We start from the raw sequence: 14,435 nt of genomic DNA on the forward strand, positions 1-14,435 counted from the left end.
AAGCATCGATGTCGAGACACGAACGCCTGGCCGGGAAAATGGAACTCCCGACGGCCGCCGCGCAGCCCAACATTTTCCCATTGAGCTGGCACGCCCAAACCAAAAAAGTAGAGGACATCTGGGACGCGTCGCTGCGCGAAGCGTGGGATCCCAAGAAACTGCCTTGGAATACGCTCGACCTCTCCAAGTACTCGTGGGAACAGCGCGAGGCGATCGCCTACTGGTGGACCATTCTTTCCGTCTTCGACGCGTCGGCGCCACCCGTGTTTGCCGCCGCGCTGATCAAGACCTACGAGGCGCACGAGGAAGATGCGGTGCGGCGCTGTTTCTTCTCGGTGACGCGTGACGAACAGAACCATGAGCAGCTATGCGGCATGGCGATCACCAGATTGCTGGAGCATCCCGATCCGCTGACCTATGTGCCGAAAACGGAAATCGGCCGAAAAGTCCAGAAGAACGCGCATTGGCTGTACTACAACGGCTCGCGTTACTGGGAGGGCTACAAGACGGCGGTACCCAAGTACAGCCTGGCGGTCCTCTTCAGCTCCTTCCTGATGGGCGAGATTGCGGCGGCGACGATCTTCCACCAAATGGCCGCCCAATGCACCGAACCGGTGTTCAAGGAAGCCTTCCGCAACGTCGGGCGCGACGAGGGCCGGCACATGGCGATCTGCATGTCGCTCATGGAACGTGACTATCCTAAGCTCGACGTGTCCGATCGGCCGCTCATCACCAAGCAGATCCGCGCCGGCTTCCTGTTCCTGTCCGGCGTTCTCTTCGAGCCGCCGGCAGATTTCTGGGATATTCCGGAAGACTTCATCGCCACGCAGCGCGAAGCCGAAGCCATCGCCCGTACGGCCGGTTTCCAGGTTCCCGAGTACGAAGCCAAGAAGGACAACTGGCGGAACGCGATGCTCAACCTCAAGGGCGTGCTCGACAAGTTCAACATTCCGTTCCCGGCGATTCCCGAGGTGGGGATCACCGGCGAGGAGATCCGGGACATCGACATGGAGGACATCATTCCCGTATTCTGAGGCCTCTCGGTGCCTCACTTAGCGTGGCGGCCAGGCGACTGGCCGCCACTCATGCATCCATGAAGCGCGGAACTTGACATGAAGCATATTCGTTTGCACCCGTCGGGACATGTTGTCGAATGCCAGGAGGGCAGCGCAGTCCTCGAAGCACTCGAGGCCGCCGGTTACGCCCTGCCCAATAACTGTCGTGCCGGCGCTTGCGGCGAATGCAAGGTCAAAGTGCTGAGCGGCACTTTCGACCAGGGCTTCGTCCTCGACATGGCGCTGTCGCAGCAGGAGCGCCACGAGGGCTTCGGGCTGATGTGCATGGCCAAGCCCATTTCGGACGAAATCGTCATCGATTGGGGTACCGAGGATGCGCAGCCCAAGCTTTTTCCACCGCAGGAAAATCAGGCCTTCATCGTCGTCGACCGGCAATGGCGCACGGCGCGTATTCTGGAACTGCGTTTTCGTCCGCTCGCCAAGCCGATGCGCTACTGGCCCGGGCAATACGTTCTGCTTGGCGACCCGGCAGCCGGCATTCCACCGCGCTCCTACTCGATAGCCAACGCGCCGCGCCCGGACGGTGAAATCTCGCTGCAGATCACGCGTGTCGACGCCGGTCTGACCAGCACCTGGGTACATGAGAATCTGACCGTCGGCCGCACGGTTTCACTGTCCGGGCCCTACGGTACCTTCATCGGCGACCCCTCGGTTGACGCGCCGGTGCTCTGCATCGCCGCCGGCTCGGGACTGGCGCCGGTACTCGCTTTGGCCGACGCGGCGTTGCGTCGCGGTTATAGCCAGCCCGTAACCCTGTTGTTTTCGGCGCGCACGACGGCCGATCTGTACGACTCGGGCTTGATGGCCTGGTGGCAGGCCAAGCACCCGGGTTTTCGCTATCTGTATACGCTTACCCGCGAAGCCCACGACGGTCTGTGTGGACGGATTCCAGAGATCCTCCCTAGCCTGTTCAAGGATCTGTCCGAGTTTTGCATATTCGTCGCCGGCAGCCCGGAATTCGTGGACGACTGCGTACGCGCCGTGAAGCTGCTTGGCGCTCGCGCCAAGATGATTCACAGCGAGGGCTACTTCCGGCAACAACGACCCCTCGTGCCACCCGCCAGCCAAATGATCTCACCGCCCGAACGCGGGTAGCGAGTGATCGACAGACGCCGTGTGCTAAGCCTGCCCCTGCCGTGGGACTCCCGGTGGGGTGGCAGGCGACCGACCAACCGGCCGGCCGCCCCTTGGTGCGCGCCTTTCTACGCCCTAGCCGGCGCCCCGTGGCGCTTGCGTCATCCCGCGCGGCAAGGCGATACTCTCTTCGGCTAGCGAACACGCTGGCGGCAACCAGGAGGTGCCTATGTAAAGATCTTGTTTGCGTGCGTACCAAACGGCATCGCTGCGAGATGCCGATAAGTTGTAGATCAACACCTAAAAAATGCGAAGAGGAGATGAGGATTAAATGTCAACAGATTTTTCTCAGCGGGTTCGCAACCACCCCAAATACCCGGAACTGGTGAATCGGCGTAAACGTCTGGCCTGGACCCTGACCGGTAGCACTCTGGGAGTCTTTTTCACTTTCGTACTGGTGATCGCCTTCAGCCCCCAATGGTTGGCGATTCCGATTTCCAGTTCCGGCGTCACCACCGTCGCCGTTCCGATCGGCGTCGCGATGATCGTGTTCTTCTGGCTTTCGACGGGTCTGTATGTCCGCCGGGCGACACGCGACTTCGACGGTCTGACCGAAGAAATCCTACGGGAGGCGGCCAAATGAATTCCTTCATTCTGAAAATGCTTCTCGCGGCCACGGCCTTCGGTCTGCTCAACCCAGCCCTTGCCGCCGAGGTCAAGACTCAGGCCGCCAACTTGCCGGCGATCATGATGTTCGTCTTCTTTGTCCTGGTCACCCTGGGCATTACCTATTGGGCGGCCAAACGGACCAAGACGGCGAGCGACTACTACGCGGCCGGCGGGGGCATCACCGGCACACAGAACGGGCTGGCGATTGCCGGCGACCTGCTCTCGGCGGCGACCCTGCTCGGCATCAGCAGCCTCATCTTCGCCAAGGGCTACGACGGCTTCCTCTACTGTCTGTGCCTGATCGTCGCCTTTCCGATGATTCTGTTCATCATGGCCGAACGCCTGCGCAACCTCGGGCGCTACACCGTCGCCGACGTCATGTCGTTCCGGCTTGCGCAGCGACCGGTGCGAACGATGACCGCCATCAGCTCGCTGACCGTGGTCATCTTCTATCTCATCGCCCAGATGGTCGGCGCCGGGCAGGTCATCAAGCTGCTGTTCGGCATCGAGTACTGGGTCGCGGTCGTCGCGGTAGGCGTCCTGATGGTGATCTACGTCACTTTCGGCGGCATGATCGCCACCACTTGGGTGCAAATCGTCAAGGCGGTGCTCCTGGTGGCCGGCGGTACGCTGGTCGCGATGCTCGCTTTCGTCAAGTTCGGCCTGAGCTTCGAAGCGCTGGCCGCGAAAGCGGTCTCCGTGCACAAGGACGGAATCAAGATTCTGGCGCCCGGCGTGATGTTCGCTGACCCCGTTTCGGCCGTTTCGCTAGCCTTGGGAATGGTTTTTGGCACCGCTGGTCTGCCGCACATCCTGATGCGTTTCTTCACTGTTCCCAATTCGGTCGAGTCGCGCAAGAGCGTCTTCGTCGCCACCGGCGTCATGGGCTTCTTCTTCCTCATGATCGGCCTCATCGGGTTGTCGGCCGTCGTCCTCGTCGGTACGGATCCGCAGTACTTCGAGGGCGGAACGATCGGCGGCAAACTGCTCGGCGGCGGCAACATGCCGGCCATGCACCTGGCGCACGCGGTGGGCGGCAACCTGCTGCTCGGCTTCATGGCCGCTGTGGCCTTCGCGACCATCCTGGCCGTCGTTTCGGGCCTCGCGCTGGCGGGAGCATCGGCGATCTCGCACGACATCTATGCCAACGCGATCAAGCGAGGGACGGCCACGGAAGCCGACGAGATCCGCGTCTCCAAGACGGCGTCTCTTGGCCTCGGCGTGTTGGCGGTTGCCCTCGGCATCATGTTCGAAAAGCACAACCTGGCCTTCCTTTCCGGCCTGACACTCGGCATCGCCGCTTCGGCCAGTTTCCCGATGCTGATCCTGTCGATGTACTGGCGAGGGCTGACGACGCGAGGCGCGGTGCTCGGTGGACTGATCGGGCTCGTCTCGGCGCTCGCCTTCGTGATCTTTTCGAAGGCCGTCTGGGTAACTGTCCTGGGCTACCCGAAGCCGCTCTTTCCGTATGAACAGCCGGCGCTCTTCTCGATGCCGCTGGCCTTCATCACCGCCTGGCTGGTTTCGATCATGGACAACAGCCCACAGGCGCAGCAGGACCGCGCCACGTTCGACGATCAGGACGTGATGGCGGAGACGGGCTACGCCAGATAGGCGTCACCGTTCGCCAGAAGAGGGCATGCCGGCCTGGCCGGCGTGCCCTTTTTTTGTCCTTCTCACCCAGCGCCTGAGCAAGCGGCGGCGGAGACGGAAAGCAGTCGACGAAAGCGTCGTCTAGGCTTCCCTTTCTCCCACCTGCCGACTACTATCGCCGCAGGGCCGCAGGCTTTGCGCCGATAGGCGATCGGGCGAGGCAAATCGGATCGTCGAGGTCGAACAAATGAAAACCCGCCGGCGGCCGCGGTGCAAGACGAGGCGCCTCGCCTCTTCGTCAGCCAGCGTGCCGCCAGTCTGCTGATCTTCGATGGCGTGCCGGTGCTGGCTCCAGTCGCCGGAACTTCGCTGAGCTATGCCGTCAACACCAACTGGAGCGTCTTCTTCGACGGTGACAGCGGCGGCTGGCTGCGCGCTTACGACGCCAACGGACCGTGGGCGCCTGCCGGAACCCTGCCGGCCCCTTCGCAGCATTTCCGTACGACGTAAACTTCGCCGATATCCGCCGGACCGCTTTACCCGTACACTGACGTGCGAGTCTACGCTTCGACACCGGAAAACGTGACTTTCGGCTTCACGATAGCCTACGTCTGTGCCGGGGTGATCGTCTACGGCACCGGCTACGACTATCCGCCGGTAGTCTAACCGGGCGTCGTGCCGATCTACTACCCCTATCCGGCAAGCTGCGGCGGCGAGGGCGGTTTCGGCGGGGGGGCTTCGGTGGCGGCCGGTTCCGGCGCTGAGCGCCGGGCGGGTCGAGTGACGCGGCAATGGATTGGAGGTGGTACGTTGTGAAAACACTATCGAACTTGCGCAACAGCTTCCTGCTCGGCAGCGTGCTGCTGGCGATGAGCGGCGTCGTCGAGGCGCAGGCGCTGTTTCTCACCCGCAAGGTCATCGGGCGCATCGAGCAGATGTCGCAGTCGGCGCCGAGCGGCGGCGTCTCCTACGACACCGCCGCAGTGATCGTCGAAGTCGCGCCGGACAAGGTGTTCGAAACCATCAAGCGGCTCTTGGCGCAGAACTCCGAAGTCCGGGTAACGCGCAGCGATGAGGCCAGACGATTGGTCGAGTTCACCGACGGCACACGGATCGGCGGCATCCAGGTCAATCCGCTCGACGAGCACATGTCGCAACTGTTGGTGTCGACCGCACATCCTGGCAACACGATGTCGAGCACGCCGACCATCGTGACGCGAATACTCGCGGTGTGCCGCGAACTGAACGTCGTTTGCCAGCCCGGGCAGCCCTGAGCGGACGCTCAGGGCCTGAACAGCAACTCGCAGACGGTGACGCCGTCGGCCGAACGGATGCAGGCGTCACCGCCATGCGCACGCAGGATGGAGCGCGTGATGGCCAGCCCGAGTCCTGTTCCGTCGCCCGCGCGCTGGCGCGAAGGGTCGGCGCGATAGAAGCGGTCGAACACACGCGGCAAATGTTCGGGCGCAATGGTTGGGCCGGAGTTTTCGACCGACAGCCTGACCCGGTCGGCGTCCGTGTCGTCGACCCGGACGGCAATGTGCCCGCCGGTGGGCGTATGACGTAGCGCATTCGACAGCAGATTGCTGATCGCCCGGCGCAGCATCAGCCGGTCGCCGGCGACGCAACCGCTTCCCGAGCAGGTCAGAACGACGGACTTCTCGTCGGCCAGCGCCTCGTAAAATGCGAACAATCCCCGCACTTCGTCGACCAGGTCGATCGGCTGCCGTTCGGGAATGACCAGATCGTTGTCCGACCTGGCCAGCAAGAGCATGTCGGAGATCATGCGCGACAGGCTCTCCAGTTCCTCGGCGTTCGAGGCAAGCACCTCGCCGTACTCGGCGGCCGACCTTTCCTTGGCCAGCGTGACCTGGGTCTGGGTCAAGAGATTGGTGACCGGGGTGCGCAGTTCATGGGCAATGTCGGAAGAAAAATCGGTCAAGCGGCGAAACGAATCTTCCAGGCGGGCCAGCATCGCGTTCAGCGTTGCCACCAGTTCGGCCAGTTCGACCGGAGTGGCGTCGGTCGGCAGCCGGTAATGCAGTCGATGCGCGGTGATCCCCGCCGCTTCGCGCCGAATCGCCTGCAGCGGCGCGAGTCCGCGGCGGACGGCAAGCCAGCCGAGAATACCCGTCAGCAAAGCGGCCGAGGCGACGAAAGACCACAGCGTCCGCCTGAACGAACGCATGAAATGCTCGTGGTGCGAAATGTCGGTCGCGACGCCGACGAGCGCGGGCCGCGCGCCCTCGATTCCCGTTCGCGCGACGGCGGAAACGCCACGCATCGGGCGCTGGTCGCTTGTCCGCCAGACCCGTGGCCGAGTTGCTGACTCCACCGCCGCCTGGCTGTCGAGCAGCGCGCGTGGAAACTCGGCGTCGGCGCTGGCGAACAGCGTTTGACCGGACGGGCCGACGACGATGACAGCCAGGCCATGATGACCGACCAGCGAATCGGCCAGTTGCCGCGGCAAAACGGCAAGATCGTCTGGCGAACGCACCTTTTCCAGGGCGTGCCGCGCCAGTTCGAGCTTTCCCCCCAACAGCTCAGCATCCTGCTCCACGAAGTGCCGCTCGACCGCGGCGGCAATCAGGTAACCCAACAACAGCAGGACTACCGTCGACGACAAGGAAAAGAGCATCGTCAGGCGGAAGCTCATCGAGCGGCGTCCGCTCAGTCGCACGTCGCCGCCTCGAGGACGTAGCCCATGCCGCGCACCGTGCGGATGAGCTTGGGTTCGAAGTCATCGTCGATCTTTGCCCGCAGCCGGCGGATAGCAACTTCGATCACGTTGGTATCGCTGTCGAAATTCATGTCCCAGACCTGCGAAGCGATCAGAGAACGAGGCAGAACCTCGCCCTGACGGCGCAGCAGCAGTTCCAGAAGGGCGAATTCCTTGGCCGTCAGATCGATCCGCTTGCCCGAGCGGCTGACCCGGCGGCGCATCAGGTCCAGCTCGAGATTGGCGGCACGTAGGAGTTCCGACTCCGTAGCCTTGCCGCCGCGGCGCAGCAGGCTGCGCACGCGGGCCAGCAGTTCCGAAAAAGCGAAGGGTTTCACCAGATAATCGTCGGCCCCCGACTCCAGGCCGCGCACCCGATCGTCGACCTCATCGCGCGCAGTCAGGAATAACACCGGTGTTTCCCTGCCTGCCCGGCGAATGCCGCGCAGTACCTCCAGGCCGTCGATGCCGGGCAGCATGACGTCGAGAACGAGCAGATCGTAGGCCTCGGTCAGCGCACAGTGCAGGCCGTCCTCGCCGGTCCGTGCCAAGTCGACCACGAAGCCCGCCTCCGTCAGACCTTGCTTCAGGTAGTTCCCGGTCTTCGTCTGGTCCTCGACCACGAGAATTTTCATCGCCGATATCCTTCGTCAGCCCCATGATTTCGCGCCAGTTTGCCCTGGCCCGAGTGGCTGCGGCGAAGATTACAGCAATGTAACCGACACGACAGCCTCTTGTTAGCCGGGCGCCAGCATCATACGATCCTTGCACCGCTGTCCCCGCGCCTCGCCGGATCGCCCATGGCTGGCGCGGGACGACCCAACGGCCATTTTCCGGACCTCGACACGCGGTCTGGAATCGACACTTTGCCTTACTCAGGGAGCATGTATGCGAGGAGTCATCGCTGCCCGGGCGTCGGCCCTGTACGTGGCGCTCGTCATGGCGGCGCCAGCGCTTGCCCAGGACGGCGCTCTCGGCAGGAACGTCGAAGGTTTGCTCGTTTTCGCGCGGCAGACCAATCCCGACTACGCGGCGGCACGCTCGGAGGCCGACGCGGCAGGCGAGCGCGTCGGCCCGGCCGGCGCGCTCGCCGACCCCCGTTTCAGAATGGAACTGCGCGACATCACCCGCTCGGGAGAGCAGAATGCCACCCTGTCGCCGAGCCAGGTGGGCAGCACGCGCTACCTGCTGTCGCAGGACCTGCCCTGGTTTGGCAAGCGCGAGCTGAAGCGCGAGATTGCCGAACTCGAAGCGGATGCCGCCAGCGGCCGTGCGCAAAGCGCCTGGTCCGAACTGGCGGCGAGAATCAAGGTCGCGCACGCCCAGCGCTACTACCTGTACCGTAACGAAAGTTTGACGCGCGAAATCCTCGACCTCATCGCTCGCCTGGAGAAGGTCGCTCAGGCGCGCTACGCCGGAGGCCTCGCCGCCCAGCAGGACGTCATCCGCGCGCAGGTCGAGCAGACCGGCATGCGCAGCGAACTGCTGACCCTCGAAAGCGAGCGCCGCCAAGCCAACGCACGCCTCAACGCCCTGTTGGCGCGCCCGGCGACGGCGGCGCTCGCCGAACCCGAAAGGCTGCCGCCGCTGCCGCCGCCGGCGAAGCTCGACTATGCGGCGCTGGAGGAACGCGTCCGGTCGCGCAACCCCGTCCTGTCCACCGAGGAATCGCGCCTCAAGGCGGCGCAGAAAAGCCGCGAACTAGCGTACCGCAACCGCTACCCGGATTTCACCGTCGGCTTCGGGCCGATCCAGTACCAGAATGCCGTCAAGGAATGGGAAGTGATGGTCGAACTCAACATCCCTCTCCAGCAATCGACACGGCGCGCGCAGGAACGCGAATCGGAGGCCATGCTGGCCGCCGCCGGGTCGCGCAAGGAGGCCGCCGCCAACCAGGTGCTGGCTGAACTCTCGGAAAACCTGGTGGCTGTCGAAGCGGCACGGCGACTCGAAACACTGGCCACGACCAGTCTGCTGCCGCAGGCCGAACTCGGCTTTCGCGCCGCGCTGGCCGGTTACGAGACCGGCAAGGTAGACTTCGCTACTCTGCTCGAAGCGCAGCGCCGGATTCGGCAAGCGAAGCAAAGCCAGATCAAGGCGCAGAGCGAAGCGCAGATTCGTCTCGCGGCCATCGAAAAACTGTTGGGGGAAGAACCATGAAGCAAGGCAGCGCACGCGTCATCGGCTTCGTCGCGCTGCTGGCGGTGGCCGCCGGCGCGGGCTACTGGCTGGGCGGCCGGGGTGCCGCGTCGTCACCCGACGCCAATCCGGCGGCCGGCGAGGCGGGCGAGCCGCGCAAGATCCTGTATTACCGGAACCCGATGGGCTTGCCCGACACCTCGCCGGTGCCGAAGAAGGACGCCATGGGAATGGATTACACGCCAGTCTATGCCGACGAACAGGAGACCGACCCCGCGGCGGCCGGACAGATCCGCATCAGTACCGAGAAGGTGCAGAAGCTGGGCGTGCGTAGCGAGGCCGCACAACAGCGCCGCCTGGACCGGACGCTGCGCGCGGCCGGTCGTATCGTGCCCAACGAAGGTCGCCAGTTCACCATCACCGCCAAATTCGAGGGCTACGTCGAGCGACTGCACGTCAATGTCAACGGCCAGCCGGTCGCCAAGGGGCAACCGCTGTTCGAGGTCTATAGCCCCGAGCTGGTTTCCGCGCAACGCGAATATGCTATTGCCGCGCAAGGCGTCGCGGCACTCGAGGAGGCCGGCGGCGAAGCCCAGGCGGGAATGCGGGAACTGGCGGCGGCGAGCTTGCAGCGGCTCAGGAACTGGGACATCTCGGCCGAACAGGTCAGAGAACTCGCCGCATCCGGCGCCAGCCGGCGGACGATGACCTTCCGCTCGCCAGTGGCTGGCATCGTGACCGAAAAGAAGGCCCAGCAAGGCATGCGCTTCACGCCTGGGGAAACACTGTACCAGGTGGCCGACCTGTCATCGGTATGGGTCATCGCCGAGGTCTTCGAACAGGACATCGGCCTGCTGCGCACCGGCAGTCACGCAAAAATCCGGGTCAACGCCTACCCGGAGAAGGTTTTCCACGGTGTCGTGAGCTACATCTATCCGACCCTCGAGGCCGCGACGCGAACCGTTGCGCTGCGCATCGAACTTGCCAATCCGGATCTGTTGCTCAAGCCGGCAATGTTCGCGCAGGTCGAACTGCCGGTCGCCGGCCGGTCGATGGGAGTCAGCGTTCCGCTTTCGGCGGTGATCGACAGCGGAAAGCGGCAGATCGTCTTGATCGAGCTTGGCGAAGGCCGCTTCGCGCCACGCGAGGTCAAGCTCGGTGCGCGCAGTGACGACTACGTCGAAGTTCTCGACGGCGTACGGGACGGCGAACGGGTGGTGGTGGCGGCCAACTTCCTGATCGACGCCGAAAGCAACCTCAAGGCGGCAATCGGCGGTCTCGCGCCGGCCTCGACTGCCGCTGCCGCCGTCGCCCCACCCGGCAAGGCAGCTGGCCCAGGGCACCGGGCCGAGGGAACGGTGATCCGCGTCGACGCCGGGACCGGCACCGTCGAGCTCGCACACGGCCCGGTCGACAGCCTCAAGTGGCCGGCCATGAGCATGCCGTTCAAGGTCGCCAACGACTCCCTGCTGACGGCGCTGGCGCCTGGCGGCCGGGTGGCCTTCGAATTCGTCGAACGTCAGCCGGGAGAGTGGGTGATCACGGCGGTCGAGCCGCTGGCCGGAGGCGCCACCCAGCCCAGGCCCGCCAACCCGCACGCCGGCCACTGAAGCGCCGCCAAGGAGATTCGCACGATGCTGGCGAGCCTTATCGACTGGTCGGGCCGGAACCGTTTTCTGGTTCTGCTCGCCACCCTTTTTGTCACCCTGGGCGGCATTTACGCCGTACTGCGCACGCCAATCGACGCCCTGCCCGACCTCTCGGACGTGCAGGTCATCGTCTACACCGAGTATCCCGGCCAAGCACCGCAAGTGGTCGAAGACCAGGTCACCTACCCGCTCACGACGGCCATGCTGTCGGTCCCCAGATCACGCGTCGTGCGCGGCTTTTCCTTCTTTGGCGCTTCCTTCGTGTACGTCATTTTCGACGACGGCACGGACATCTATTGGGCCCGTTCGCGCGTCCTCGAGTACCTGAACTCCGTTGCTGGCCGCTTGCCCCGGGGTGTCTCGCCATCGCTCGGTCCCGATGCTACCGGGGTCGGCTGGGTCTATCAGTACGCCCTGCTCGCCAAAGACAAAACGCTGGCCGAACTGCGCACCATCCAGGACTGGTACCTGCGCTATCAACTGAGTAAAGCGCAGGGAGTGGCCGAAGTGGCGTCGATCGGCGGCTTCGTGCAGACCTATCAGGTCACCGTCGACCCGGCCAGACTGCGCGCCTACGGCATTCCGCTGATGAAGGTCGCGCAGGTGATCCGTGACTCCAACCGCGATGTCGGCGGGCGCGTGGTCGAAATGGCCGAGACCGAATACATGGTGCGTGGCAAAGGCTATCTACGCGGCCGGAACGACATCGAAAATCTGGTGGTCAAGAGCGATCGCGGAACGCCGGTCCTCGTCCGCGACATCGCGCGCGTCGAACTCGTGCCCGACGAAAGGCGCGGTCTGACCGAACTCAACGGAGAAGGCGAGGTGGTGTCGGGAATCGCCATGGCGCGTTATGGCCAGAACGCGCTCGAAGTCATCCACAATCTGAAGGCCAAGATCGCTGAAATAGGCCCCGGGCTGCCGGCGGGGGTGACGGTGGAAACCACTTACGACCGTTCCGAGCTGATTCACCGCGCCATCGAGACGCTCAAACGAACGCTCTTCGAGGAATCGCTCATCGTCGCGCTGGTCTGCATCGTCTTTCTGCTGCACGTACGCAGCGCGCTGGTCGCCATCCTGATGCTGCCGGTCGGCATCCTCATCGCCTTTATCGCCATGCGCGCGCTGGGAATGAACTCCAACCTGATGAGTCTGGGCGGCATTGCCATCGCCATCGGCGCCATGATCGACGCCGCCATCGTGATGATCGAAAACGCGCACAAACACCTGGAACGTCTGCCTGAAGGCCACTCGACCAGCGAACGCGCCGCAGCCATGCTCACCGCATGCAAGGAAGTCGGACCGGCGCTTTTCTTTTCGCTGCTGATCATCACCGTCTCCTTCCTGCCGGTCTTCAGCCTCGAGGGGCAGGAAGGCCGGCTGTTCTCGCCGCTCGCCTACACCAAGACCTTCGCCATGGCCGGCGCGGCGCTGCTGTCGATCACCTTGGTACCGGTGCTGATGCAGCTGTTTGTCCGCGGCAGGATCATGCCGGAGGCGAAAAATCCGGTCAATCGCTGCCTGGTCCGGATCTATCGACCGATCATCGCCGGCGTAATGCGCCGCCCGAAACTGACTATCGGACTCGCCGTACTCGCCCTGACGGTTTCGGTCTATCCCGCCGCCAGGCTCGGTTCCGAGTTCATGCCGACGCTCAACGAGGGAACGCTGCTCTACATGCCGGCCTCGCTGCCCGGTATGTCGATCACCAAGGCGGCCGAACTGCTGCAGACGCAAGACAAGATCATCAAGAGCTTTCCCGAAGTGGCATCGGTCTATGGCAAGGCGGGGCGCGCCAACACGGCGACCGATCCGGCGCCGACCGAGATGTTCGAAACGGTGATCAACCTGAAACCGGAATCCGAATGGCGCGCCGGCCTGACAACCGACAAGCTGATTGCCGAGCTCGACCGCGCGTTGCAGTTTCCCGGTATCGCCAACGCCTGGACGATGCCGATCAAGGCGCGCATCGACATGCTGTCTACCGGCATTCGTACGCCGATCGGCATCAAGGTCTTCGGCAAGGAACTGGAGACGATGGAAAAGCTGGCCCGCGACATCGAGTCCGTCGTCAGGACCGTTCCCGGAACGACCAGCGTCTTCGCCGAGCGCCTCACCGGCGGTTTCTACCTCAACATCGAGCCCGATCGCGCACAACTCGCGCGCTACGGTCTGGCGGTCGGCGATCTGCAGGACGTCATCGGCAGCGCGCTGGGCGGCGAGCTGGTGACGACCACGGTCGAGGGTCGCGAGCGCTTCGGCGTCACCGTCCGCTATCCGCGCGAACTGCGCTCCGACCCGCAGCAGATTGCCCGCGAAGTTCTGATCTCCACCATGGACGGCGCCATGATCCCGCTCGGGAACGTGGCCAGCGTCGTCGTCGCCAAGGGCGCGCCGAGCATCCGCACCGAGAATTCGCTGCTCTCGGCCTACATCTACGTCGACATCCGCGAGCGCGACATCGGCGGCTATGTCGCCGACGCGAAAAAGGCGGTTGCCGAACAGGTCAAGTTCCCGCCCGGCTATTACGTCACCTGGAGCGGCCAGTTCGAGTACATGGAGCGGGCGATAGAGAAAATGAAGATCGTCATCCCGGTGACCCTGCTGTCGATCTTCGTGCTGCTCTACCTCAACTTCAAGCGCCTCGGCGAAACACTGATCGTCATGCTCTCGGTGCCTTTCGCCCTGATCGGTGGCGTCTGGCTAATGTGGCTGCTCGACTACAACCTGTCGGTCGCCGTCGTCGTCGGTTTCATCGCACTCGCCGGGGTGGCGGCCGAAACCGGCGTCATCATGCTGATCTACCTCGACCACGCCTGGGAAGCGGTCAAGGCGAAGTGCCGCACGGCGGGGCGTTCGCCAGACGTCGCCGACCTTCACGGAGCGGTCATGGAAGGCGCCGTCGAGCGTGTGCGGCCGAAGATGATGACCGTCGTCGCAATCATCGCGGGTCTGTTGCCCATTCTGTGGAGCCGTGGCAGCGGATCGGAAGTGATGAGCCGCATCGCCGCGCCAATGGTCGGCGGCATGCTTTCCTCGACTGTGCTGACGCTCATCGTGATTCCGGCGATTTACACGCTGGTCAAGCGATGGTCGATGCAACGGAGTAAGGCTCTACCGCGCTAGGACCGAGTTCCGGCGATCCTTCCTCGGCGGCATCCCGTCGGGCGGCCAGCGTCCGAGACGTCAGGCGGCGCGTACGCCCGGTTAAGTGAAGGTCCTCCGACGCCTCGTGCCACCGCGCCACCTTGCGGCCGGTTCGCGCGCCGAAAGCAGGAAAAAAAAAAACGGAGGAGCCCAGAGGCTCCTCCGCTATCACCGCCTGGCGGCCGACAGATCCAGCGGCGCTTGCCGCCAGGACCAGAGCTTACGCTCTGGCCGCGTCCCCTAACTTACTTGGCCGCCTTGCGTACCCGACCGGCACCCAGCCCGAGCAGGGCGAGACCGACGAGAGCGATGGAACCCGGCTCCGGAGCGCGGTTCAGCGTGAAGTCGACATTGTCGAAGATGTCGTAC

General features: G+C 64.0%; 12 protein-coding genes. 9 read left to right on the top strand and 3 right to left on the bottom strand.

Translation table 11 applies throughout. The features are described from left to right. Positions 1-8 precede the first annotated feature (8 nt). The 6 genes from Q1M07_RS08990 (at position 9) to Q1M07_RS09015 (ending at position 5,686) form a co-directional block, all read left to right on the top strand. Positions 9-1,034 carry a ferritin-like domain-containing protein gene (locus tag Q1M07_RS08990; RefSeq protein WP_300453153.1) on the top strand — a complete coding sequence of 342 codons (1,026 nt, stop codon included), beginning with the start codon at positions 9-11 and terminating at the stop codon, positions 1,032-1,034. 78 nt (positions 1,035-1,112) lie between these two features. Then, positions 1,113-2,171, top strand: a complete 1,059-nt coding sequence (locus tag Q1M07_RS08995; RefSeq protein ID WP_300453155.1) for a 2Fe-2S iron-sulfur cluster-binding protein — start codon at positions 1,113-1,115, stop codon at positions 2,169-2,171. A 310-nt stretch (positions 2,172-2,481) separates the two neighbouring features. Beyond that, complete coding sequence (locus Q1M07_RS09000) at positions 2,482-2,793, top strand: DUF485 domain-containing protein (protein WP_300453157.1); 312 nt, start codon at positions 2,482-2,484, stop codon at positions 2,791-2,793. Beyond that, complete coding sequence (gene actP / locus Q1M07_RS09005; protein ID WP_300453159.1) at positions 2,790-4,433, top strand: cation/acetate symporter ActP; 1,644 nt, start codon at positions 2,790-2,792, stop codon at positions 4,431-4,433. The genes Q1M07_RS09000 and actP overlap by 4 nt, the downstream gene beginning before the upstream one ends. Positions 4,434-4,682: 249 nt before the next feature. Continuing rightward, complete coding sequence (locus tag Q1M07_RS09010) at positions 4,683-4,922, top strand: hypothetical protein (protein WP_300453160.1); 240 nt, start codon at positions 4,683-4,685, stop codon at positions 4,920-4,922. 302 nt (positions 4,923-5,224) lie between these two features. Beyond that, the gene (locus Q1M07_RS09015) at positions 5,225-5,686 is read left to right on the top strand and encodes a hypothetical protein (RefSeq protein ID WP_300453161.1); all 462 of its coding nucleotides are present in this window, start codon (positions 5,225-5,227) and stop codon (positions 5,684-5,686) included. An 8-nt stretch (positions 5,687-5,694) separates the two neighbouring features. Here Q1M07_RS09015 and Q1M07_RS09020 read toward each other — a convergent pair whose 3' ends face one another. Together Q1M07_RS09020 and Q1M07_RS09025 are read right to left on the bottom strand one after the other, a co-directional pair. Beyond that, positions 5,695-7,068 (bottom strand): heavy metal sensor histidine kinase, encoded by a 1,374-nt coding sequence (locus Q1M07_RS09020; RefSeq protein WP_300453162.1) that lies wholly within the window; start codon positions 7,066-7,068, stop codon positions 5,695-5,697. A gap of 14 nt (positions 7,069-7,082) precedes the next feature. Further along, positions 7,083-7,766 (bottom strand): heavy metal response regulator transcription factor, encoded by a 684-nt coding sequence (locus Q1M07_RS09025; protein ID WP_300453163.1) that lies wholly within the window; start codon positions 7,764-7,766, stop codon positions 7,083-7,085. 253 nt (positions 7,767-8,019) lie between these two features. Here Q1M07_RS09025 and Q1M07_RS09030 point away from each other — a divergent pair, with 253 nt between their 5' ends. Genes Q1M07_RS09030 through Q1M07_RS09040 form a run of 3 tightly spaced genes read left to right on the top strand, consistent with a single transcriptional unit; the run spans position 8,020 to position 14,045 of the window. After that, complete coding sequence (locus tag Q1M07_RS09030) at positions 8,020-9,291, top strand: TolC family protein (RefSeq protein WP_300453165.1); 1,272 nt, start codon at positions 8,020-8,022, stop codon at positions 9,289-9,291. Then, positions 9,288-10,880 (top strand): efflux RND transporter periplasmic adaptor subunit, encoded by a 1,593-nt coding sequence (locus tag Q1M07_RS09035; protein ID WP_300453167.1) that lies wholly within the window; start codon positions 9,288-9,290, stop codon positions 10,878-10,880. The genes Q1M07_RS09030 and Q1M07_RS09035 overlap by 4 nt, the downstream gene beginning before the upstream one ends. Before the next feature lie 24 nt (positions 10,881-10,904). Beyond that, positions 10,905-14,045, top strand: coding sequence for an efflux RND transporter permease subunit (locus tag Q1M07_RS09040; RefSeq protein WP_300453169.1), 3,141 nt, complete (start codon positions 10,905-10,907; stop codon positions 14,043-14,045). 266 nt (positions 14,046-14,311) lie between these two features. Here the strand turns inward: Q1M07_RS09040 and Q1M07_RS18745 are convergent, their stop codons facing one another. Continuing rightward, positions 14,312-14,428, bottom strand: a complete 117-nt coding sequence (locus tag Q1M07_RS18745; RefSeq protein ID WP_366983974.1) for a PEP-CTERM sorting domain-containing protein — start codon at positions 14,426-14,428, stop codon at positions 14,312-14,314. Positions 14,429-14,435 lie beyond the last annotated feature (7 nt).

The sequence above is a fragment of the Accumulibacter sp. genome (assembly GCF_029255285.1).
Classification (GTDB): domain Bacteria; phylum Pseudomonadota; class Gammaproteobacteria; order Burkholderiales; family Rhodocyclaceae; genus Accumulibacter.

Coding starts and splice junctions, on each gene's coding strand:
- Q1M07_RS08990 (WP_300453153.1), top strand. CDS start 9: ATGTCGAGACACGAACGCCTGGCCGGGAAAATGGAACTCCCGACGGCC.
- Q1M07_RS08995 (WP_300453155.1), top strand. CDS start 1,113: ATGAAGCATATTCGTTTGCACCCGTCGGGACATGTTGTCGAATGCCAG.
- Q1M07_RS09000 (WP_300453157.1), top strand. CDS start 2,482: ATGTCAACAGATTTTTCTCAGCGGGTTCGCAACCACCCCAAATACCCG.
- actP (WP_300453159.1), top strand. CDS start 2,790: ATGAATTCCTTCATTCTGAAAATGCTTCTCGCGGCCACGGCCTTCGGT.
- Q1M07_RS09020 (WP_300453162.1), bottom strand. CDS start 7,068: ATGAGCTTCCGCCTGACGATGCTCTTTTCCTTGTCGTCGACGGTAGTC.
- Q1M07_RS09025 (WP_300453163.1), bottom strand. CDS start 7,766: ATGAAAATTCTCGTGGTCGAGGACCAGACGAAGACCGGGAACTACCTG.
- Q1M07_RS09030 (WP_300453165.1), top strand. CDS start 8,020: ATGCGAGGAGTCATCGCTGCCCGGGCGTCGGCCCTGTACGTGGCGCTC.
- Q1M07_RS09035 (WP_300453167.1), top strand. CDS start 9,288: ATGAAGCAAGGCAGCGCACGCGTCATCGGCTTCGTCGCGCTGCTGGCG.
- Q1M07_RS09040 (WP_300453169.1), top strand. CDS start 10,905: ATGCTGGCGAGCCTTATCGACTGGTCGGGCCGGAACCGTTTTCTGGTT.